The sequence below is a fragment of the Arthrobacter silvisoli genome (assembly GCF_003369445.1).
GTDB lineage: Bacteria > Actinomycetota > Actinomycetes > Actinomycetales > Micrococcaceae > Arthrobacter > Arthrobacter silvisoli.
Genome location: NZ_QRCU01000077.1, coordinates 118,015 through 140,698, shown reverse-complemented (window position 1 = coordinate 140,698; position 22,684 = coordinate 118,015). Strand labels below are relative to the sequence as shown.

The window sequence follows — 22,684 nt, the reverse complement described above, 5'->3', positions numbered from 1 at the left end:
GGTTACTGCTGCTTGTTTGCGCGGCGGATCCGCTTCGCCCGGTCGATCTCATGCCGGAAGTACTTGCGGCCCCACAGGACGCCGCCGGCAACCGCGGCCAGGACGGCAAGCACAATCAGGAACTCCACGGATGACTCCTCTCTCCAGCACCAACCGTATCAAGGCCTGCCCGGGCCGCACGACCAGGGTGTTCAGTCCCCGAGCTGTTGGCCGCCCGCGATGTCCTTGGTCCGGTTCAAGCGCCATACCGCGAATGCGATGAGTGCCAGCGCCGTCAACGCGAGCAAGGCGAAGGCGTAGGAACGCAATGCCCACAGCACGCACAGGCCGACTCCGAGGGCACCCCACCAATTGAAAGTCCGCTCGCTCAGGAGCAGGCCGGCGAGCAGCAGCAGGGCGAACCCGGCCAGGATCCACAGTTGCTGGGCAGGTGTGCCTGACAGCAGGGCCGCAGCCGCGGACAAGCTCAGCAGGACGGAAGCGGCGACGAGCCAGGCCCGTCCCCTCGCCCGCGCCGAGCGGATGTAGCACAGCACGGCTACAACACCGGCAAGGGCCACGTACCATTGCGCCGTCCAGAAGACGTCCGGCAGTTGCCCTTGTACGAAGAGGAGCGAGCGCTGGACAGCGGCCACCACCAGGACCGATCCCGCTTCGCCGCAGTTCCAGGCATGCTTCCGGGGGACCTCCGCAACGGCGACAGCCACGGCGGTTGCCAGCAGGCATGCCCCGGTGAGCGCGGTTTCGTCGCGGAGCAAGCCGTCCAATGCGGCCAGTCCCAGGCCTGCGGTGGCGCCGGCCGCAAGGGAAATACGTCGCCACGGTTGCTGGCGGATCGCCGGTATCGCGGCGCGGCATAGACCGAAAAGCAAGAGCGCCGCAGCTGCGCAACCGTACAACCACGGCTGGAACTCCGGCCAGGCTCTCCCGTCCGCACCTGGCAACTCAAGGCCGGACATGCCGGCAGCCAGCACCGTTGCCCCGGTGAGGGTGAGCGGCACCGCTGCAGCGTAAACCGCCGGGACGCCTTCGATGTGCGAGGCTTCAAAGCACAGGAGCGCGGCCAGCAGGACTGCCAGCCCGAAAGCCGTCCAGGAAATATCCAACGACAGAAAGACGGCGGCGCTGCTGAACCCGGACGCTGCGACCAGCCAGAACCAACGCTCACGCGGCGTCGGGCCCGGCGAGAACCGCAGCCTGGCACCCATGGCGGCAAGGGCAAGGACAAGCAGGATGAAAAGCATCCCTTCCTCGGCCAGGAACGGAGCACCAAGCCACTCCCATCCGCGCAGCGGACGGTTCAGGCCCGCGGCCCAGACGGCGGCGACCGCCGCCGGAACCGCGATGTACTCCGCTCCCCGTGCGGCAAGCCAGCGGCTGGCGCCGAGCGCGCTGCACCCGAGCACCAGGAACTCCAGCAGCAGCACCCAGCGGGCACCGTCGTCGGGCTGCTGCACGGCGTAACCCAAGGGAAGCAGGGCCTGCGCCGCAAGCGTGATCCAGACGGCAGCCTGCTGGAAGGGGAACGCATCAAGGCGCTTGCGCATGCCGTACCGGATCGCGTGCTGAAGCAGGAAAACTGCCGCAAAGGTCAGGGAAACCACGGTGGCCGAGGCGGAGATGTCGTGCGCGAGCACGCCGGCCAGTACTGCGGTAAGCACCCTGGCGGCGGCGAAATGGATTCCCTTGGCGGCACGCTGAACCGACGCCGGAACCATCACGGTGCTGAAGACGGCAAAGACCGCAAGGATCAGTTCGACCTCATGGATCCTGCTTCCGCGCAGCGACAACAGCAGGACGAGCACAGCCGGGGCGAACACCGCGGCGACGGTGTGCCGTCGAAGAACGTACCCTGCGGCCGCAGCCGCGACGGCCATGGCGGCGGCCGATGCTCCGGGCTGCCAACCTTCAGTCCCTGCAGCGGCCAGGACAACCCACGCGCCTGCCATGAAGGAAAGCACCACCGCCGCCTCCCCCACGGCGAGCGACAGATGCCTGCCGGATTTAGCCAGCGCCGGAAGCAGCTGGATGCCGCATGCCACGAACGCAATGCCGGCCAACTGCAGCGATTCACCAGCCAGTTGGAGGCTGCCCCCGACATCCTGGTATTGCTGGTAGCCGGTGCAGGACAGGATGGTGAGGACCGCCCGGGCGCACCACACGTACCCCTGCCGTTGCCATGCACTTCCCGATCGGAGTGCCTGGACCGCGTAGTAGGCAAGGCTGAGGGCCAGGACGAGATTGCCCCAGCCCAGCGGCAGGGCTGCAAAGGAGAACAGGCACGAAGCAGTGATCACGGCCGGCGGCAGGATCTCCCGGATGCCGGGACGCCAGTCGGATGCGGCCCCGCTGCCGGGGGTGGAACCCAATGGGAGGCCGGAGTGCGCAGGACCGCCGAGGAGGAGTCCGGCGGCCGCCGCCGTGCCTGCGATCCCCACGGCAGCGACCGCGCCCAGCCGTTGGTCGGCAGAAGGGTCGAACAGCCGCAGGACAGGCAGCAATGCCAAGGCCGCTGCCGCGAATCCCGCCAGGCAGGAGTCCGGCGCCAACAGCGCCAATCGGATCCGGGCTGCGGCCGCCTCAAGCAACAACTGCGCCTGGCACGCCCCGATGAGGGCCAGCACAACGTACGCCTCCCGCTCCGGCGACGCCGGCAGAGCCCCTGCCGTGAGGGCAGGCACCGCCAGGGTCAGGGCAATCCGGGCCGCAAGGACAAAGCGGCCGCGGAGGTCCGCGGCACCGGGAAGGAAGGCGCGCAGCAGCCAGGCCGCCGCAGCCCCGGCAAGCAGGGCCGACGTCGGAAGTCCCCCAAGTGCTGGAACGAACGGAACAACGGCAAGCAACACGGCCGGCGGAAGGAATTCAGCGGGGCCCCGCAGTTTCCACGCCAGGACGACTGCGCAGGCAAGTGCCGCACCCAAGGGAACGCCAAGTGGCACCCCGCGATGGAAGAACAGCGCGACCGTCGCAAGGAATCCGAGGGCAAGCTGCAGCCCGAAAGTGGCCAAGGCGTCCAGCGGCCAGCGCGGCCGGGACGGGAACCACCGGGACAGCACGGCCGAACCGAAGGCCACCGCGAGTGCCTGGACAGCCACCACCAGGGACGCCACGAACAGCGTTGTGGCCAGCCCGGCTCCAGCATCGGAGACGGCGGCCGCCACGGCAACCGTCAAGCAGGCCCGGGCGCCATAGGCGTGCTGCAGCCGGAAGGGAGTCTTCCGGATGGCCGAGGCCAGCGCCAGGTAGAGACCGCAGATTGCCATGACCAGTGCGTACTCGCCGCGCCCCAGAAGGTGGGGCACACATGTCACGGACAGCGCGACGAAGGGAACGACGGCGGGATGCAGCACCTGCAGTGGCCTGATGTACACGGACGGCACGCCCCGCAGCCCGGACATAGTGGTGATGCCCAGGAGGATCGACAGCCCGATCAGGCAGAAGAAGTACCAGACCAAAGCACCGCCGAGCAGGGAGACTCCCGACCATGCGGACGAGACCAGGAAAGTCAACGAGAGGTAGGCCAGCACCCGGCTGTCGAGCCGCACGGCTGCGAAAACATACGCCGCGGTTCCCGCCAGGGACGTCACCAACCACGCAGTGGGCCCATGGTGGAGCACGAAGTTGTACATGGCGAGGCCAGTGACGGGCAGGAGCGCCAAGCCGGTTCCCGTGAAGGCAAGCGCGGCGGGGCGGAGCCGGGGAATCCTTGCCTCAAGGACGAAGCCGCCGCCATACAACAGCACGGTGATGGCCCAGAGGCCTGCGAAACGAAGGCCTGCGGGCAGGCCGGAACCGATAAACAAGGCCGCTGACGCGAGCAGCAGGAGGCTTGCGACGTACAGGGTGATGTTGATGTTCTGCCTGTCACGCTTCCCCTTGCGGGCAGCTGCGGCAGCCCGTTCCGCTGCGGTCGGCGGCGCTGGCCGACGCGGCGTCTGCTGCGGGGCCGGACGCATCGGGCCGGGAACTGTTCGCGTGGCAGGTTGACCCGGCAGTGCGGGTGGCGGACCAGCTGGCCGGACCGGAGCCTGCGGTAAAGGCAAAGTGGAGGGAAATCGCATGGCGGACGGTTGCTGGGCCCGCGGAGTAGACCCGGTGACCGCGCCGGAGTGGCCGAAGCGGGCCGCGGCATCCTGCCACCCGGCGTAGTGCCCGGCCAGATACCCGGCACGGTAGCGCGCCTCCCCTGCCTGCGGCGGAGGCGCACCCTTCCGTTTTCCTATGGCAAGGCCGCTGGAGTACCCGGCAGCGGCCACGATCACCAGCAATATGAGGATTCCGAACCACGCATTGGCCAGAACACCGGACATCGGCACGCCCCTCTGTTCGCGGCGCTCTATTGCAGGCCGCTTTAATCCATTCGATTGCGTAATCGTAACAAAAGAGAACCCCGCCGCGTAAGCGACGGGGTTCTCTTCAAGGTGCTCGGCCGAGCGCCGTGCGCCGGGCCTCCTACCGATCTACAAGCAGAAACTACTTGATGATCTTGGTAACACGTCCCGAACCAACGGTGCGGCCACCTTCGCGGATTGCGAAGCCGAGGCCTTCTTCCATGGCGATGGGCTGGATGAGCTCAACGGTCATCTCAGTGTTGTCGCCCGGCATGACCATTTCGGTGCCCTCGGGGAGGGTGATGACGCCGGTCACGTCGGTGGTGCGGAAGTAGAACTGCGGGCGGTAGTTCGAGTAGAACGGGTTGTGGCGGCCGCCTTCGTCCTTGGAAAGGATGTAGACGTTGGCCTCGAAGTCGGTGTGCGGGGTGATGGAACCCGGCTTGACGACAACCTGGCCACGCTCGACATCGTCGCGCTTCAGACCACGGAGCAGGAGGCCACAGTTTTCGCCGGCCCATGCTTCGTCGAGCTGCTTGTGGAACATCTCGATACCGGTAACGGTGGTCTTCTGGATCGGGCGGATACCGACGATCTCAACTTCGGAGTTGATGGCGAGGGTGCCACGCTCGGCGCGGCCCGTAACAACGGTGCCACGGCCGGTGATGGTGAAGACGTCTTCGATCGGCATCAGGAACGGCTTGTCGCGGTCACGAACCGGGTCCGGAACGGACTCGTCGACAGCTTCCATCAGGTCCTCAACGGACTTGACCCAAACGGGGTCGCCTTCCAGAGCCTTCAGGCCGGAAACGCGGATGACGGGAGCGTCGTCGCCGTCGAAGCCCTGGGAGCTGAGCAGCTCGCGAACTTCCATTTCGACGAGGTCGAGGAGTTCTTCGTCCTCAACCATGTCGGACTTGTTCAGCGCAACCAGCAGGTAGGGAACACCAACCTGGCGGGCAAGCAGAACGTGCTCGCGGGTCTGAGCCATCGGGCCGTCGGTAGCGGCAACCACGAGGATTGCGCCGTCCATCTGGGCAGCACCGGTGATCATGTTCTTGATGTAGTCAGCGTGACCCGGGGCGTCCACGTGTGCGTAGTGGCGCTTTTCGGTCTGGTACTCAACGTGGGAGATGTTGATGGTGATACCACGCTGGCGCTCTTCCGGAGCAGAGTCGATCGACGCGAAGTCGCGCTGCTCGTTGAGAGTCGGGTACTTGTCGTACAGCACCTTGGAAATGGCGGCAGTCAGCGTCGTCTTACCGTGGTCAACGTGACCGATGGTGCCGATGTTGACGTGCGGCTTAGTCCGCTCGAACTTTGCCTTTGCCACAGGTTCCTCCTAGAACGATTTCAAGTGACGTGCTCCTCAACCGCGCTTTTCGCGGCAGAACTTCAGCAAGTCTACTTGGGGGCTTTGGTTTTGGTGAAATTTTCAGATCCAGGGACCGAAATCGGTCCCCGGACCCTTTGATGCAGGGCCGGGCCGGAGCCTTGGACACCGGTCCGGCCACTGCACCGGATGCGTGGCCTGACGGCATGCACCCTTGGTTTTTCCGAAGCTGATTACTCGCCGCGGGTCTTCTGGATGATCTCGTCGGCAACAGCCTTCGGGACCTCCGCGTAGCTGTCGAAGGTCATCGAGTACACGGCGCGGCCCTGGGTCTTGGAACGCAGGTCGCCGATGTAACCGAACATCTCGGACAGCGGAACGTTGGCACGGACAACCTTCACGCCCGCAGCATCTTCCATGGACTGGATCATGCCACGACGGGAGTTGAGGTCACCGATGACATCGCCCATGTACTCCTCGGGAGTACGGACCTCGACGGACATGAGCGGCTCGAGGAGCACCGGGTTGGCCTTGCGGGCACCTTCCTTGAACACCTGGGAACCGGCGATCTTGAACGCCATTTCCGAGGAGTCGACGTCGTGGTAAGCGCCGTCGATCAGGGTTGCACGCACGCCCACCATCGGGTAGCCGGCGAGGATACCGAACTGCATGGCGTCCTGGATACCGGCGTCAACCGAAGGAATGTATTCGCGCGGAATACGACCACCGGTGACGGCATTCTTGAACTCGTAGAACTCGCCGTCCGCGGTGTCCATCGGCTCGAAGGAGACCTGCACCTTTGCGAACTGACCGGAACCACCGGTCTGCTTCTTGTGGGTGTAGTCGACCTTCTCGACAGCCTTCTTGATGGTTTCGCGGTACGCAACCTGCGGCTTGCCGACGTTTGCCTCGACCTTGAATTCGCGGCGCATGCGGTCCACCAGGATGTCCAGGTGGAGCTCGCCCATGCCGGCGATAACGGTCTGGCCGGTCTCTTCGTTGAGGGAGACCTGGAAGGTCGGGTCCTCAGCGGAAAGCTTCTGGATGGCCGTGGAGAGCTTCTCCTGGTCACCCTTCGAGTTCGGCTCGATGGCCACCGAGATCACGGGCTCCGGGAAGCTCATGGACTCGAGGACGATCTGGTTCTGCGGATCGCACAGGGTGTCACCCGTGGTGGTGTCCTTCAGGCCGATGGCTGCGTAGATGTGGCCTGCGGTGGCGCCCTCAACGGGCATTTCCTTGTTGGCGTGCATCTGGAACAGCTTGCCGATGCGTTCCTTCTTGCCCTTGGTGGAGTTGACCACCTGCGCGCCGGCTTCGACGTGACCGGAGTACACGCGGATGAAGGTCAGCTGGCCGAAGAACGGGTGAGCGGCAATCTTGAATGCCAGGGCGGAGAACGGCTCGTCAGCGCTGGGCTTGCGGACCAGTTCTTCTTCCTCGTTGCGCGGGTTGTGGCCGACCATCGCCGGAACGTCGAGCGGGTTCGGCAGGAAGTCCACAACGGCGTCGAGCATGGGCTGCACACCGCGGTTCTTGAAGGCAGAACCGCAGAAGACCGGGTAGATCTCGGAGTTGACGGTCATCTTGCGGATGCCGGCCTTGAGCTCCTCGAGGGTGAGTTCTTCACCTTCGAGGTACTTCTCCATGAGTTCTTCGGAAGCTTCCGCGACGGTCTCGACGAGCTGGGCGCGGTATTCCTCGGCCTTTTCCTTGAGGTCGGCAGGGATCTCCTGGACCTCGTAGGAAGCACCCATGGTCACGTCACCCTTGGCATCGCCGGGCCACACGAGGGCACGCATCTGGAGCAGGTCCACAACGCCGACGAAGTCGTTCTCGGCACCGATCGGCAGCTGCATGACCAGCGGCTTGGCACCGAGGCGGCTGATGATGGTGTCCACGGTGAAGTAGAAGTCCGCACCAAGCTTGTCCATCTTGTTGACGAAGCAGATACGCGGAACGTTGTACTTGTCAGCCTGGCGCCACACGGTCTCGGACTGCGGCTCCACACCTTCCTTGCCATCGAAGACAGCAACAGCACCGTCGAGGACGCGCAGGGAGCGCTCAACCTCAACGGTGAAGTCAACGTGGCCGGGGGTGTCGATGATGTTGATCTGGTTCTTGTTCCAGAAACAGGTCACGGCGGCAGACGTGATGGTGATGCCGCGTTCCTTTTCCTGTTCCATCCAGTCGGTCGTCGAAGCGCCGTCGTGCGTTTCGCCGATCTTGTGGTTCACACCCGTGTAGAACAGGATGCGCTCGGTAGTGGTGGTCTTGCCGGCATCGATGTGGGCCATGATGCCGATGTTGCGGACCTTGTTGAGGTCAGTAAGCACGTCCTGTGCCACGGGGTCTCCCTTTCGGATGAACTACGCGCACGCCGCCGGCTCGGTGAGCCGGCGGCGAACGGTGTATTACCAGCGGTAGTGGGCGAAGGCCTTGTTGGACTCGGCCATCTTGTGGGTGTCTTCGCGACGCTTCACAGCGGCACCGAGACCGTTGGAGGCATCCAGGATTTCGTTCTGGAGGCGCTCGGTCATGGTCTTCTCGCGGCGGGCCTTGGAGTAGCCCACGAGCCAACGCAGTGCCAGGGCGGTGGAGCGGCCCGGCTTGACCTCGACGGGAACCTGGTAGGTGGCGCCACCGACACGGCGGGAGCGGACCTCGAGGGACGGCTTGACGTTGTCCATGGCCTTCTTCAGAGCGGCAACGGGGTCGCCGCCGGTCTTGGCACGGGCACCTTCAAGAGCACCGTAGACGATGCGCTCTGCAGTGGACTTCTTGCCGTCGATCAGGACCTTGTTGATCAGCTGGGTGACCAACGGGGAGCCGTAAACGGGATCGGAAACGAGCGGCCGCTTGGGGGCCGGACCCTTGCGAGGCATATTACTTCTTCTCCATCTTTGCGCCGTAGCGGCTGCGGGCCTGCTTGCGGTTCTTCACACCCTGGGTGTCGAGTGCACCACGGACGATCTTGTAGCGGACACCCGGGAGGTCCTTAACACGACCACCGCGGACGAGCACGATGGAGTGCTCCTGCAGGTTGTGGCCAACACCGGGGATGTAGGCGGTAACTTCCACGCCACCGTTCAGGCGCACACGTGCGACCTTACGAAGGGCCGAGTTCGGCTTCTTCGGAGTGGTGGTGTAAACGCGGGTGCAAACACCGCGGCGCATCGGGCTGCCCTTCAGCGCGGGAGCCTTGGTCTTGGAGACCTTCGGCGTGCGGCCCTTGCGGACCAGCTGGTTAATCGTAGGCACTTTCGTGTTCTCCGTTGTTTTGATCTCTGCCCCCACGCCAGGCGCCAGCCTGGGTCGTGGAAGCTTTGGCGTTGCTCATGCAGCTGCCGGCCCCTAGGGTCCGGTGGGCGTGCAAAAGTGCGGCATTCGTTGCGCAAGTTGCCCGCAACCCGGAAACAGGCTCCACCCGAACATCATGAGAACAAAACCAAAATGATGCCGCGGCGGCCTTCATCCACTGCCACACAGAACAATTACGAAAAGTCTAGCACGGCTTGCCGATCCGCCTTAAAACGGTGTGCGACGACGGCGGCAGGCGGCTGCCGCCGTCGTCGTACACCGGGGTGCCGCACGGCGGACGCAGGGAAGCCCCCGCGTCCTGGTGGACACGGGGGCTTCCTGACAGCCTGGGTTCAGGCTTCCGCTCAGCGGAAGTCGTTGCCCAGGTCGTAGTCGTCCAGCGGGATGGCGTGGAACTCGGGAGCTCCGTCGCCACCCAGGGCGTCATACGAGAAGTCGGTGAAAGCGCTGGGACCCGTGAACAGGCTTGCCTTTGCTTCCTCGGTCGGCTCCACGGTGACCTCGGTGTAACGGGGCAAGCCCGTACCGGCCGGGATCAACTTACCGATGATGACGTTCTCCTTGAGGCCGAGCAGCGGGTCGCTCTTGCCTTCCATGGCCGCCTGCGTCAGGACGCGGGTGGTCTCCTGGAAGGAAGCCGCCGACAGCCAGGACTCGGTCGCCAGGGACGCCTTGGTGATACCCATGAGTTCCGGACGACCGGAAGCCGGGGTAAGGCCCTCGGACACCACGCGGCGGTTCTCGTCTTCGAAGCGGGAGCGCTCGGCGAGCTCGCCCGGGAGCAGCTCGGAGTCGCCGGATTCGATGACAGTCACGCGGCGCAGCATCTGGCGGACGATGACTTCCACGTGCTTGTCGTGGATGCCAATGCCCTGGCTGCGGTAAACGCCCTGGACCTCGTCCACCAGGAACTTCTGGGCGGCACGCGGACCCATGATGCGCAGAACCTGCTTCGGGTCCACCGGACCGTTGATCAGCTTCTGGCCGACGCTGACGTGCTCGCCGTCCTCGATGAGGAGGCGGGAACGGCGCAGCACCGGGTAGGCGATCTCCTCGGAACCATCGTCCGGGGTGATGATCAGGCGCATCTGGCGCTCGGACTCTTCGATGGTGATGCGGCCGGCCGCTTCGGCGATCGGCGCAACACCCTTCGGAGTACGGGCTTCGAAGAGCTCCTGGATACGGGGCAGACCCTGGGTGATGTCGTCGCCACCGCTTGCGGAGACGGCACCACCGGTGTGGAAGGTACGCATGGTCAGCTGGGTACCCGGTTCACCGATGGACTGTGCGGCGATGATGCCGACGGCCTCGCCGATGTCCACGGTCTTGCCGGTGGCCAGGGAACGGCCGTAGCAGAGCGCACAGGTTCCGACCTTCGACTCACAGGTGAGCACGGAGCGGACCTTGACCTGGGTGATGCCGGCAGCCAGCAGTTCGCCGATGACGACGTCGCCGCAGTCGGTACCGGCCGGGGCCAGCACCGTCCCGTTGGAGTCGACGACGTCGACTGCCAGGGTGCGTGCGTACGCGCTGTTCTCGACGTTCTCGTCCAGGATCAGCTCACCGTTGGAGTCCGGCACGGCAATTGCGACGTTCAGGCCGCGCTCGGTACCGCAGTCCTCTTCGCGGACGATGACGTCCTGCGAAACGTCCACCAGACGACGGGTCAGGTAACCCGAGTTGGCGGTACGGAGCGCGGTATCGGCCAGACCCTTACGGGCACCGTGCGTGGCGATGAAGTATTCCAGCACCGACAGGCCCTCGCGGTAGGAGGACTTGATCGGACGCGGGATGATCTCACCCTTCGGGTTGGCCACAAGACCACGGATACCCGCGATCTGGCGGACCTGCATCCAGTTACCGCGCGCACCGGAGGACACCATGCGGTTGATGGTGTTCATCGGCGACAGGCTGTCGCGCATAACCTGTGCGATCTCGTTGGTCGCCTTGTTCCAGATCTCGATCAGTTCCTGGCGACGTTCGTCGTCATCGATCAGGCCCTTGTCGTACTGGCCCTGGATCTTGGCAGCCATGGTCTCGTAACCGGCGAGGATACCCGGCTTGGCTTCCGGAACCTCGATGTCGGAGATGGCCACGGTGACGCCCGAGCGGGTTGCCCAGTAGAAACCGGCATCCTTCAGGTTGTCCAGGGTGGCAGCCGTAACGACCTTCGGGTAGCGCTCGGCGAGGTCGTTGACGATCCGGGAGAGCTCGCCCTTGTCCGCAACAGCCTCGACCCAGGGGTAGTCCTCGGGCAGGGTCTGGTTGAAGATGACCTGGCCCAGGGAGGTCTGGACCAGCGCCGGCTGACCGGGCTCCCAGCCTTCCGGAGCTTCCCAGCCTGCGTACGGCACGAAGTTCTCCAGGCGGATCTTCACCTGGGAGTTCAGGTGCAGTTCGCGGGCGTCGTAGGCCATGATGGCTTCCGCAACCGAGGAGAACACGCGGCCTTCGCCGGCCGAACCAACCCGTTTGGTGGTCAGGTGGTACAGACCGATGATCATGTCCTGCGAAGGCAGGGTCACCGGGCGGCCGTCGGACGGCTTCAGGATGTTGTTCGAGGACAGCATCAGGATGCGGGCCTCAGCCTGGGCCTCGGGGCTCAGCGGCAGGTGCACTGCCATCTGGTCGCCGTCGAAGTCGGCGTTGAAGGCGCCACACACCAGCGGGTGCAGCTGGATGGCCTTGCCTTCAACAAGCTGGGGCTCGAACGCCTGGATACCGAGGCGGTGCAGGGTAGGTGCACGGTTGAGCAGCACCGGGTGTTCGGTGATGATCTCTTCCAGCACATCCCAGACCTGGGGACGGTAACGCTCGACCATGCGCTTGGCCGACTTGATGTTCTGGGCGTGGTTGAGGTCAACCAGGCGCTTCATCACGAACGGCTTGAAGAGCTCCAGGGCCATCTGCTTGGGCAGGCCGCACTGGTGCAGCTTCAGCTGCGGGCCGACGACGATGACCGAACGGCCGGAGTAGTCGACGCGCTTGCCGAGCAGGTTCTGGCGGAAACGGCCCTGCTTGCCCTTGAGCATGTCGCTCAGGGACTTCAGCGGACGGTTGCCCGGACCGGTGACCGGACGGCCGCGGCGGCCGTTGTCGAAGAGGCTGTCAACAGCTTCCTGAAGCATGCGCTTCTCGTTGTTGACGATGATCTCCGGGGCACCGAGGTCCAGCAGTCGCTTGAGTCGGTTGTTGCGGTTGATCACACGGCGGTAGAGGTCGTTGAGGTCGGAGGTCGCGAAGCGGCCACCGTCCAGCTGGACCATCGGGCGCAGTTCCGGGGGGATCACCGGGACGGCGTCCAGCACCATGCCGAGCGGGCTGTTGTTGGTGGTGAGGAAGGCGTTGACGACCTTAAGGCGCTTCAGGGCGCGGGTCTTGCGCTGGCCCTTACCGTTCTGGATGGTGTCGCGCAGCGACTCGGCCTCTGCCTGCATGTCGAAGTTCTCAAGGCGCTTCTTGATGGCTTCGGCACCCATGGAACCTTCGAAGTACATGCCGTAGCGGTCACGCAGTTCGCGGTACAGGGCCTCGTCACCTTCGAGGTCGGCGACCTTCAGGTTCTTGAAGCGGTCCCAGACCTGCTCAAGGCGCTCGATCTCGGCGTCGGCACGCTTGCGCACGTTCGCCATCTGGCGGTCGGCGGAGTCGCGGGCCTTCTTCTTGTCGGCGGCCTTGGCGCCTTCGCCCTCGAGACGGGCAAGCTCGTCCTCAAGGTCGCGGGCGATCGCGGCGATGTCGCTGTCGCGGTTGTCAACCAGCTGCTTCTTCTCGAGGTCGTGTTCGACCTGGAGATTTGGCAGTTCGGCGTGGCGGCTTTCGGCGTCGACGCTGGTGATCATGTACGCGGCGAAGTAGATGACCTTCTCAAGGTCCTTCGGCGCGAGGTCAAGGAGGTAGCCCAGGCGGGAGGGAACACCCTTGAAGTACCAGATATGGGTGACGGGGGCGGCCAGTTCGATGTGGCCCATGCGCTCACGGCGCACCTTGGCGCGGGTGACTTCGACGCCACAGCGCTCACAGATGATGCCCTTGAAGCGCACGCGCTTGTACTTGCCGCAGTAGCATTCCCAGTCGCGGGACGGGCCGAAGATCTTCTCGCAGAAGAGGCCGTCCTTCTCGGGCTTGAGCGTGCGGTAGTTGATGGTTTCCGGCTTCTTGACCTCACCGTAAGACCAGCCGCGGATGTCTTCCGCGGTGGCGAGGCCGATCTGCATGAGGCCGAAGGAGGATTCGCTGGACATGTGGTCCCTGTTCTCTCTTGTTCTCTAAGTTCTGAAGTCTTGGTTTACGGAAAGAGGAGGAGCGCGACGGCGGCGGGAGGCCGCCGTCGCCGGCTCACTAGACCTCTTCTACGGAGCTGGGCTCTGCACGAGACAGATCGATGCCCAGTTCTTCCGCAGCCGTAAAGACTGCGTCATCAGAGTCACGCATTTCGATCGTCGTACCGTCGGTGGAGAGGACCTCCACGTTCAGGCACAGCGACTGCATTTCCTTGATCAAGACCTTGAAGGATTCCGGAACGCCAGGCTCGGGGATGTTCTCGCCCTTGACGATGGCTTCGTAGACCTTCACGCGGCCGTGGATGTCATCCGACTTGATCGTGAGCAGTTCCTGGAGCGTGTAGGCGGCGCCATAGGCCTCGAGGGCCCACACTTCCATTTCACCGAACCGCTGGCCACCGAACTGCGCCTTACCACCAAGCGGCTGCTGGGTGATCATGGAGTACGGGCCGGTGGAGCGGGCGTGGATCTTGTCGTCCACCAGGTGGTGGAGCTTCAGGATGTACATGTAGCCGACGGAGATCGGGTCCGGGAACGGCTCGCCGGAGCGGCCGTCGAACAGGCGCGTCTTGCCGGAGGAGTCGATCAGCCGGTCGCCGTCGCGGGTCACGTTGGTCGAGTCCAGCAGCCCGGTGATTTCCTCTTCGCGGGCACCATCGAACACCGGGGTGGCGAGGGTCTGGTTGGCAGAAGTCTCACGCGGCAGGTTCGGCAGGTTCTTGACCCACTCCGGCTCGCCTTCGATCTTCCAACCGGTCTTGGCAACCCAGCCGAGGTGCGTTTCCAGGACCTGGCCGACGTTCATACGACCCGGAACACCCAGCGGGTTCAGGACGATGTCCACCGGGGTGCCGTCGGCGAGGAACGGCATGTCCTCGACCGGCAGGATCTTGGAAATGACACCCTTGTTGCCGTGACGGCCTGCGAGCTTGTCACCGTCGGTGATCTTGCGCTTGGCGGCGACGTAGACGCGGACCAGCTGGTTCACGCCCGGGGGCAGTTCGTCGTCGTTGTCGCGGTCGAAGACACGGACGCCGATGACGGTACCGGACTCACCGTGCGGCACCTTCAGGGAGGTGTCGCGGACTTCGCGGGACTTCTCGCCGAAGATGGCGCGCAGCAGGCGCTCTTCCGGGGTCAGTTCGGTTTCACCCTTAGGGGTGACCTTGCCGACCAGGATGTCGCCGGCCTCGACCTCGGCACCGATGTGGATGATGCCGCGCTCGTCCAGGCCCGCCAGGACTTCCTCGGACACGTTCGGGATGTCACGGGTGATTTCCTCGGCACCAAGCTTGGTGTCGCGGGCATCGATCTCGTGCTCCTCGATGTGGATGGAGGAAAGGACGTCCTCAGCGACGATGCGCTGGGACAGGATGATGGCGTCCTCGAAGTTGTGGCCTTCCCAGGACATGAATGCCACGAGGAGGTTCTTACCGAGAGCGAGCTCACCCTGGTCCGTTGCAGGGCCGTCGGCGATGATGCCGCCGACTTCCAGGCGCTGGCCTTCACTCACCAGGACACGGTGGTTGTAGCAGTTGCCCTGGTTGGAGCGGGCGAACTTGCTGATCCGGTAGCTGGACTCGGTGCCGTCGTCGTTCAGCATGACCACGAGGTCGGCGGAAACCTCGCTGACCACACCGGCCTTCTTGGCGATGACGACGTCGCCGGCGTCAACGGCTGCGGCGCGCTCCATGCCGGTGCCCACGAACGGGGCCTCGGAACGGACCAGCGGCACGGCCTGGCGCTGCATGTTCGCACCCATGAGGGCGCGGTTGGCGTCGTCGTGCTCAAGGAACGGGATCAGGGCGGTAGCCACCGACACCATCTGGCGCGGGGAAACGTCCATGAACTGGACGTCATCGGCGGGCACGAGCACGGGCTCGCCGCCACCACCGCGGGCACGGACAAGCACGGTCTCTTCGGAGAACTTGTTGTTCGCGTCCAGGGGTGCGTTCGCCTGGGCGATCAGCACCTCGGCTTCGTCGTCTGCCGTCAGGTACTGGACCTCGTCGGAGACAACACCGTTGGAAACCAGACGGTACGGGGTCTCGATGAAGCCGAACGGGTTGATGCGGCCGTAGGATGCCAGCGAACCGATCAGACCGATGTTCGGGCCTTCAGGGGTTTCGATCGGGCACATACGTCCATAGTGCGACGGGTGGACGTCTCGGACTTCCATGCCGGCGCGGTCACGGGACAGACCACCCGGGCCAAGCGCCGAGAGGCGGCGCTTGTGGGTCAGGCCCGACAGCGGGTTGTTCTGGTCCATGAACTGGGACAGCTGGGAAGTTCCGAAGAACTCCTTGATCGCTGCCACCACAGGGCGGATGTTGATCAGGGTCTGCGGAGTGATGGCCTCGACGTCCTGCGTGGTCATGCGTTCGCGGACGACGCGCTCCATGCGGGACAGGCCGGTGCGGACCTGGTTTTCGATCAGTTCGCCGACGGCGCGGATGCGGCGGTTGCCGAAGTGGTCGATGTCATCGATCTCGACGCGGATCTCGTGATCTTCGCCATCGCGCTTGCCGATGATGGTCTTCTCGCCGGCGTGCAGCGCGACGAGGAACTTGATCATGGCAACGATGTCTTCGACGTGCAGGACCGAAGCTTCCTTGTCGCCAAGGGAGCGGTCGATGCCGAGCTTGCGGTTGATCTTGTACCGGCCGACCTTGGCAAGGTCGTAGCGCTTGGGCTCGAAGTAGAGGTTGCGCAGCAGGGCCTCGGCAGCTTCGACGGTGGGCGGCTCGCCCGGGCGCAGCTTGCGGTAGATGTCCAGGAGCGCGTCTTCGCGGGTTTCGGTGGTGTCCTTCTCCAGCGTGGCGCGCATGGAGTCGTACTGGCCGAACTCTTCGAGGATCTGGCCGTCGGTCCAGCCGAGGGCCTTCAGCAGCACGGTGACGGACTGCTTGCGCTTGCGGTCGAGGCGAACGCCGACCTGGTCGCGCTTGTCGATTTCGAGCTCGAACCATGCACCGCGGGACGGGATGATGCGCGCGGTGAAGATGTCCTTGTCGCTGGTCTTGTCCGCGGCGCGCTCGAAGTAGGCGCCCGGAGAACGGACCAGCTGGGAAACGACGACACGCTCGGTGCCGTTGACGACGAAGGTGCCCTTCTCCGTCATGAGCGGGAAGTCGCCCATGAACACGGTCTGCTGCTTGATTTCGCCCGTGTTGTTGTTCATGAACTCGGCCTTGACGTACAGCGGCGCCGAGTAGGTGGCGTCACGGTCCTTGCACTCGGCCATGGTGTACTTGGGGTCAGCGAACTCCGGTTCGGAGAAGCTCAGGGACATGGTGCCCTGGAAATCTTCGATCGGGGAGATCTCTTCGAAGATGTCGGCGAGTCCGGACGTGGTGGCGACGCTCAGGTCGCCTTCCTCGACGGCCTTCGCAACCCGCGCCTGCCAGCGTTCGTTTCCGACGAGCCAGTCAAAGCTGTCCGTCTGCAGAGCGAGGAGATTCGGAACATCAAGCGGTTCGTGAATCTTTGCGAATGAGAGCCGGCGAGTAGCACCGTCGGTGCTGTCGGCATTGATAGCGGTTCCTGCGTTATTTACATTAGAGGTGCTCGAGGCGACCAAGAGGGATCCTTCCACAGACCTTCAGGCGTTTTCAGATCTCCCCCGTTTGTTTCCCGCGGGCACAAAGTCCGCAGGGCACCAGTCCGGTTCCGCTATATGACCCGGGCCCCGGCCCGCCTTGATTTGCCTGGTCAAAGGCACGTCAATGGCGCAGCTGAGAGGTAAAGCCCACCGCTATATGAAGGCTGAAGGTTAACAGGGAAGACGCAAATATCCACAATACGGCAAATCGACCTACCTGTCTACCCCACTTCCCCGCCGATTGCAAGCAAGGTTGCCGCAGGCACCTACTGGGCATTCCCGGCGGGTTGCCGGAATGGACCGCCCGCTCCCCGCGTTGACATTGTGAGGCACACCATGCGTTGTAGCCTTGGCTCACTGGTTTCCTGAACGGAAGAGAGAAAATGAGCAACGCAACAGACAACAACGACGTTGTCATCCTGGCCGCGGCACGCACCCCACAGGGGCGGCTGAACGGGCAGCTGGCAGGATTCACCGCCGTCGAGCTCGGCGCCCACGCGATCTCGGCGGCCATCGCGGCCAGCGGAATCGCCGCCGCCGACGTCGACGCCGTCATCATGGGTCAGGTCCTGCAGGCCGGCGCCGGCCAGAACCCCGCCCGGCAGAGCGCCATCGCGGCCGGCGTCGGCTGGAACATCCCCGCCGTCACCATCAACAAGGTTTGCCTCTCGGGGCTCACGGCAGTGATCGACGCCGCCCGCCTGATCCGCAGCGGCGACGCAACCGTGGTGGTCGCCGGCGGCCAGGAATCCATGAGCCGGGCCCCGCACCTGCTGCCCGGTTCCCGCCAGGGCTGGACCTATGGGGCCATCCAGGCCCTGGACGTCGCCGCCCACGACGGACTCACCGACGCCTTCGACGGTCAGTCGATGGGCCTGTCGACTGAAACCCGGAACGTCACCCTCGGCATCGACCGCAAGTCCCAGGACGAAGTGGCGGCTGCCTCGCACCGGCGTGCCGGCGTCGCGGTCAAGGAGGGCGTGTTCGAAGGCGAGATAGCCCCCCTCAGCGTGAAGCAGCGCAAGGGCGAACCGGTAGTGGTGACCGAAGACGAGGGCATCCGCCCGGACACGACGCTGGACACCCTGGCGCCGCTCCGGCCCGCGTTCGCCAGCGACGGCACCATCACCGCGGGCAACTCCTCTCCCCTGTCCGATGGCGCCTCCGCACTCGTGCTGTGCAGCCGCGCGTACGCCGAGGAGAAGGGCCTGGAGTACCTCGCAGTCGTCGGCAAGCCCGGCCAGGTGGCCGGCCCCGACAACTCGCTGCACTCGCAGCCGTCCAATGCCATCAAGCGGGCACTCGCGAATGCGGGCTGGACGGTTGAAGACCTGGACTTCATCGAGATCAACGAAGCGTTCGGCTCGGTGGCCGTGCAGTCCCTCAAGGAACTCTCCTACCCGCTGGAAAAGTGCAACATCCACGGCGGCGCGATCGCGCTGGGCCACCCGATCGGGGCGTCCGGCGCCCGGCTTGCACTGCACGCGGCCCACGAGCTCAAGCGGCGCGGATCGGGCAAAGCCGCGGTGTCCCTCTGCGGCGGCGGCGGACAGGGCGAAGCGCTCCTGCTCTACCGCGACTGATGTACCGCGACTGATGTAGCACGGCTGGCACGAGCCCCTGCCGCAGGACGGCAGGCTGACAGCGGCCGACGCAACAGGAATCCAGGCGGGCCCCGGAGGTCCGCGGAAGGAAGGACACGTGAACGGTACCGACCGGTTCCTCGCCGATGCCCAGGCCCGCGGGCTGGAGGTCCAGCTTGTGGAACGCCAGGCCGCCCGAAGCCTCGAGGAGGCCGCCGGGATCCTGGGGATCACGCCTGGGGACATCGTGAAGTCGCTGGTGGTCAAGCACCGGGACGGGAGCTTCCTTTTCGCCCTGATTCCCGGGGACCGGCAGATCTCGTGGCCGAAGCTGCGGGCATTGTTGGGCGTCAACAAGCTCTCCCTGCCGCATGCCGACGTCGCGCTGGAAGCCACCGGTTACGAACGCGGGACCATCACGCCCCTCGGCAGCACCACCCCATGGCCGGTCTACGCGGACGCCAGCATTGCCGGCAGGCGGATCTCAATGGGCGCCGGCGCCCACGGCTTCAGCGCGTTCGTCGACGCCGACGCCCTGACGGCCGCGCTGGATGCGGTGGTGGCGGATATCAGCGAACCGGCTTGTTAACGCAGGAAGCCCCGCCCGGCGAACCGGACGGGGCTTCCAAATGCAAGGCGGGTTACTTGAGGGTAACGGTTGCGCCTGCTTCTTCGAGCTGAGCCTTGGCCTTCTCGGCAGCTTCCTTGTTGGCGCCTTCGAGAACAGCCTTCGGAGCACCGTCAACCAGGTCCTTGGCTTCCTTGAGGCCGAGGGAGGTGATGGCGCGGACTTCCTTGATCACTGCGATCTTCTTGTCGCCAGCGGATTCGAGGATGACGTCGAATTCGCTCTTCTCTTCAGCTTCCTCAGCGCCTGCGCCGCCACCGGCCGGGCCGGCAACTGCAACAGCAGCAGCGGTAACTTCGAAGGTCTCTTCGAAGAGCTTGACGAACTCGGAGAGCTCGATGATGGTCAGTTCCTTGAAAGCTTCGATGAGCTCTTCGTTGCTGAGCTTCGCCATGGTTGGCGTCCTTCCTTTAGGTGGTGCCTGCGCGGGCCATGCCCGCCGCCGCACCGGAGTTTTGATTGGGGGGAGAACTTAGTTCTCTTCGCTTGCAGCTTCGGCGGCTTCGGCCGGAGCAGCAGCTTCTTCAGCAGCCGGAGCTTCTTCAGCGGCCGGTGCCGGAGCGCCGCCCTCTTCTTCAAGCTTGATGCGCAGAGCGTCGATGATGCGTGCAGCAGCGGCAGCAGGAGCCTTGAGGACACCGGCAACCTTGGCGAGCTGCAGCTCACGGGACTCGAGTGCAGCCAGGGCGGCAACTTCGCTTGCGTTCAGAGCCTTGCCCTCGAAGTAGCCGGTCTTGATGATCAGCTGCTTGTTGGCCTTGGCAAAGTCCGTCAGGCTCTTGGCGGCGGCAACCGCGTCACCCTTGATGAACGCAATTGCGGTGGGGCCTGCAAGCTGGCCGTCGAATGCTTCGACACCGGCTTCCTTGGCTGCAATGGCGGTCAGGGTGTTCTTGACGACCGAGAACTTGGTGTCCTGGCCGAGAGAAACACGCAGCTGCTTGAGCTGTGCAACAGAGAGCCCGCGGTATTCGGTCAGGACAGCGGCGGTCGATTCCTTGAAATCGTTGGTGATCTCAGCTACTGCGGAGATCTTGTTGGGCGTTGCCATAACCCTCCTTCCGGGGAATAATGCCGGTCTTCCGGGTCCCCGCTCAAGAAGAGCTGCAACGAAAAACGCCCCGCGCAGATGCACGGGGCTTGGCTCGACGCGGTCCATGACCACGGAGACTTGCTTCGTTCACCTGCGCCGGCCGCCCTTGTCAGGGTCCTTCGTCCGGGAATCCGCGGATCCTTCCGGGCGCAGCTGCACTGTTGAGCTTTGCTTGGAAAGTGGATTCCCATCAACCGACGGTCTTTGGTAGTTCAAGGTTACGGGACGGTGCCGCCCTATTCCAAATCGGCCGGCTCAAGAGCCCGGCTCATTCCGAAGATGTTGTGCCTGCCCGGGCGGGAAGTTCCTTCTGCCAGAGGCCCGTCACACCCGCCGTCGTGAACCCGAGCTGTTTGTTGACCGTGAGCAGGTAGCGGTTCTCCGGCGCGTTCCAGGTGTAGATCACGCGGGCATCGGGGAACTGCTCACTCAGGCGCTGCATGTTGGCGACCTTGATGAGCAGGCCGAGCTTGTTCCCGCGGTGTTCCTGCAGCACCGTGGTGTCGTCCTGGAACACCACGTCCTGGCGCTGGGCGAGGACCCCGATGGTGGTCAGGCCGACGATGCGGCCGCTGGCGACATGCTCGACGGCGGTGACAACAGTCCGGCGGCCCTGCGCGATGGCGGCGTCCTCCGCCTCCCGCAACATCCCGCCGTCGAACACCAGTTGTTCTTCCACCGCCCCTGCCGCGCCGTCGTCGATCCCTTCACCGGCGGCGTTTTCCAGGGCGGCGACGGCGTCAAGCCACTCGTCGGGGCAACGGTCCGTCCAGTGGTGAATGCGGTACCTGCCGCCGTTCGCGGCATCCGCCTCCGCTTCGAGTTCGGACACGAGCTTCGAGTCGAGGGGAAGCGTGCAGGAGCTGAACTGCTCGATGTGCTGCAGGGTATAGCCGGCCCGCTGGGCAAAGTCGACTTCACGACTGGCCAGGGGAACAGAGCCGAGGCCGCTGCCCGGAACCAGCTGTTCTCCGGCGTCGCCTTGCAGGGACGCCGCGGGGTGGTTGGTGTCCACCATCGCCATGGTGCGGCCTTCGGCGCGGGCAAGCTGCTCTGCGGCTTCGAGGAGACGGCGGCCGGCACCGCGCCGTTGGAATTCCGGGAGGATGTCGAGCGTGAATTCGGCCAGGTCGAGATTGTCCGCCAGGGGCAGCGCGATGTCCACGGTGCCGATGATCCGGCCCGCAATCCTCGCCACCAGGATGACCTGGCGCTCGTACGGGTCCCCCAGCTCAAGGAGCTTTTCCAGCGGGGTGTAGGCAAGGTCGTCGGTGCCCCACAGCTGCATGCGGACCTTCCTGCTCACCTCGACAGCTTCGAGGAAGTCCTTGGCGTCGGCCGCTTCCAGCGAATCCGGAATCCACAGCTGTCCGATCTCCACGTTGTCCGTCATCCAGTCCTCTTCTGCCATTCGCCGTAGGTACCCGAGGGTGCGAAGCCGAGCGCCACGTTGATTGCCAACATGTAGCGGTTCTCCTCCGCGTTCATGGTGGTCACTCGTTCAACGCGGGGATATTCCAGTTTCAAGCGTCGCAGGTTGGCGATCTTCAACCTCATGCCGAGCCGGTGGCCGCGGTGCCCTGCTGCCACAAGCGTATCGTCCTGCTCGCCCAGCCACGGCTTCAAACGGTCCACATAAAGCGCCGTGTACCCGCCGAGCACCCCGCTGGCCCGGTGCCGGGCAGCAGCCACAAGGCAGTCCTGGCCTTCTTCCGCCGTCTCCTGCTCCAAGGTACGCACGCGCGCCCGGTCCCACGCCTCGGCTTCGTAGTCCAAGCCGCCCACGGGAGCGTCCGTGCTCATCCGGCCCATCAGGACGGCGAGCTCGTCCACCAGGGCCTCGGGACAACTGTTCGTCCAGCTGAGCAACTCGTACTCGGAGGATGCCGCTTCGGCCTCGGCCATGAGCCCCGACCAGTCGGGGGAGCCGTCAAGCCGCAGGGTGCTGTAGCGCGTTGCCTGGGCCAGCGAGTAGCCATGACGAAGGGCGAATGCCGTGCCGGGCGCGTTCCTGGGCACCGATCCCGTGCCCACCGGCGACGGCAGGACCTCCGCCCCGTACTCCGGCCGTGCGGGGTCCCCCGAGCTCGCCATGAGGACCGACCTGCCTTCGTCACGGGCGACGGTTTCGAGTTGTTGGAGCATCATGCTGCCAAGTCCCCTGCGGCGGTAAGGTCCCAAGACGTCGACGCGCAACCACGCACTGCTCAGGTTGTCCTTCAGGGAAAGTTCAACGAATCCCCTCCCGACGACCTTCCCGTCCACACGGAGGTAGAAGTTGCGGAGCTTGCGGTAGTCGTTGTCCGCCCAGCCGGTGAACCGTGCGGGCAGGGATGCCGCAAGGTCCAGGTTGCCCCAGTGTTCCAGCAGGATCCCGTCGAGGGCTTCGCAGTATTCGCGGAACTCCGCAGCTTCCGGGCCCTGGAGGCTGGGCGGCAGATGGAGTTCATGGATGGTGGCTTCCACAGCTTCGACCATGGCCCCAGCCTAAACCCGCGCAGGGTCCCCGGC

Annotated in this window: 14 protein-coding genes; 2 read left to right on the top strand and 12 right to left on the bottom strand. The window is 64.7% G+C overall.

Going from position 1 to position 22,684, the window contains the following annotated elements; translation table 11 throughout:
• Positions 1-2 precede the first annotated feature (2 nt).
• The 8 genes from DWV11_RS20510 to rpoB all read right to left on the bottom strand — a co-directional run bounded on the left by DWV11_RS20510 (position 3) and on the right by rpoB (position 16,848).
• Positions 3-128 (bottom strand): hypothetical protein, encoded by a 126-nt coding sequence (locus tag DWV11_RS20510; RefSeq protein WP_281269636.1) that lies wholly within the window; start codon positions 126-128, stop codon positions 3-5.
• Between the two features lie 63 nt (positions 129-191).
• Positions 192-3,956 (bottom strand): hypothetical protein, encoded by a 3,765-nt coding sequence (locus DWV11_RS18235; protein WP_115790327.1) that lies wholly within the window; start codon positions 3,954-3,956, stop codon positions 192-194.
• Between the two features lie 517 nt (positions 3,957-4,473).
• The gene (gene tuf / locus DWV11_RS18230; RefSeq protein WP_070350356.1) at positions 4,474-5,664 is read right to left on the bottom strand and encodes an elongation factor Tu; all 1,191 of its coding nucleotides are present in this window, start codon (positions 5,662-5,664) and stop codon (positions 4,474-4,476) included.
• Positions 5,665-5,897: 233 nt separating this feature from the next.
• Complete coding sequence (gene fusA, locus DWV11_RS18225; protein WP_115790326.1) at positions 5,898-8,012, bottom strand: elongation factor G; 2,115 nt, start codon at positions 8,010-8,012, stop codon at positions 5,898-5,900.
• A 66-nt stretch (positions 8,013-8,078) separates the two neighbouring features.
• Positions 8,079-8,549 (bottom strand): 30S ribosomal protein S7, encoded by a 471-nt coding sequence (gene rpsG, locus DWV11_RS18220; protein WP_021472399.1) that lies wholly within the window; start codon positions 8,547-8,549, stop codon positions 8,079-8,081.
• 1 nt (position 8,550) lies between these two features.
• Positions 8,551-8,925 carry a 30S ribosomal protein S12 gene (gene rpsL, locus DWV11_RS18215; RefSeq protein WP_009358312.1) on the bottom strand — a complete coding sequence of 125 codons (375 nt, stop codon included), beginning with the start codon at positions 8,923-8,925 and terminating at the stop codon, positions 8,551-8,553.
• 404 nt (positions 8,926-9,329) lie between these two features.
• Complete coding sequence (locus DWV11_RS18210; RefSeq protein ID WP_115790325.1) at positions 9,330-13,229, bottom strand: DNA-directed RNA polymerase subunit beta'; 3,900 nt, start codon at positions 13,227-13,229, stop codon at positions 9,330-9,332.
• A gap of 97 nt (positions 13,230-13,326) precedes the next feature.
• Positions 13,327-16,848, bottom strand: coding sequence for a DNA-directed RNA polymerase subunit beta (rpoB, locus tag DWV11_RS18205; RefSeq protein ID WP_115790473.1), 3,522 nt, complete (start codon positions 16,846-16,848; stop codon positions 13,327-13,329).
• A gap of 404 nt (positions 16,849-17,252) precedes the next feature.
• Between rpoB and DWV11_RS18200 the strand changes: the two genes are divergently transcribed.
• Together DWV11_RS18200 and DWV11_RS18195 are read left to right on the top strand one after the other, a co-directional pair.
• Entirely contained in the window at positions 17,253-18,452 is a 1,200-nt protein-coding gene (locus DWV11_RS18200) for an acetyl-CoA C-acetyltransferase (RefSeq protein WP_115790324.1), read from the top strand.
• Between the two features lie 118 nt (positions 18,453-18,570).
• Positions 18,571-19,041: an aminoacyl-tRNA deacylase gene (locus DWV11_RS18195; protein WP_115790323.1), complete on the top strand. Its 471-nt coding sequence runs from the start codon at positions 18,571-18,573 to the stop codon at positions 19,039-19,041.
• A 52-nt stretch (positions 19,042-19,093) separates the two neighbouring features.
• Here DWV11_RS18195 and rplL read toward each other — a convergent pair whose 3' ends face one another.
• The 4 genes from rplL to DWV11_RS18175 all read right to left on the bottom strand — a co-directional run bounded on the left by rplL (position 19,094) and on the right by DWV11_RS18175 (position 22,651).
• Positions 19,094-19,474: a 50S ribosomal protein L7/L12 gene (gene rplL, locus DWV11_RS18190; protein WP_074587828.1), complete on the bottom strand. Its 381-nt coding sequence runs from the start codon at positions 19,472-19,474 to the stop codon at positions 19,094-19,096.
• A 78-nt stretch (positions 19,475-19,552) separates the two neighbouring features.
• Entirely contained in the window at positions 19,553-20,131 is a 579-nt protein-coding gene (gene rplJ / locus DWV11_RS18185; RefSeq protein WP_115790322.1) for a 50S ribosomal protein L10, read from the bottom strand.
• Between the two features lie 310 nt (positions 20,132-20,441).
• Positions 20,442-21,584, bottom strand: coding sequence for a GNAT family N-acetyltransferase (locus tag DWV11_RS18180; RefSeq protein ID WP_425452079.1), 1,143 nt, complete (start codon positions 21,582-21,584; stop codon positions 20,442-20,444).
• Entirely contained in the window at positions 21,563-22,651 is a 1,089-nt protein-coding gene (locus tag DWV11_RS18175; RefSeq protein ID WP_115790320.1) for a GNAT family N-acetyltransferase, read from the bottom strand. The genes DWV11_RS18180 and DWV11_RS18175 overlap by 22 nt, the downstream gene beginning before the upstream one ends.
• Positions 22,652-22,684 lie beyond the last annotated feature (33 nt).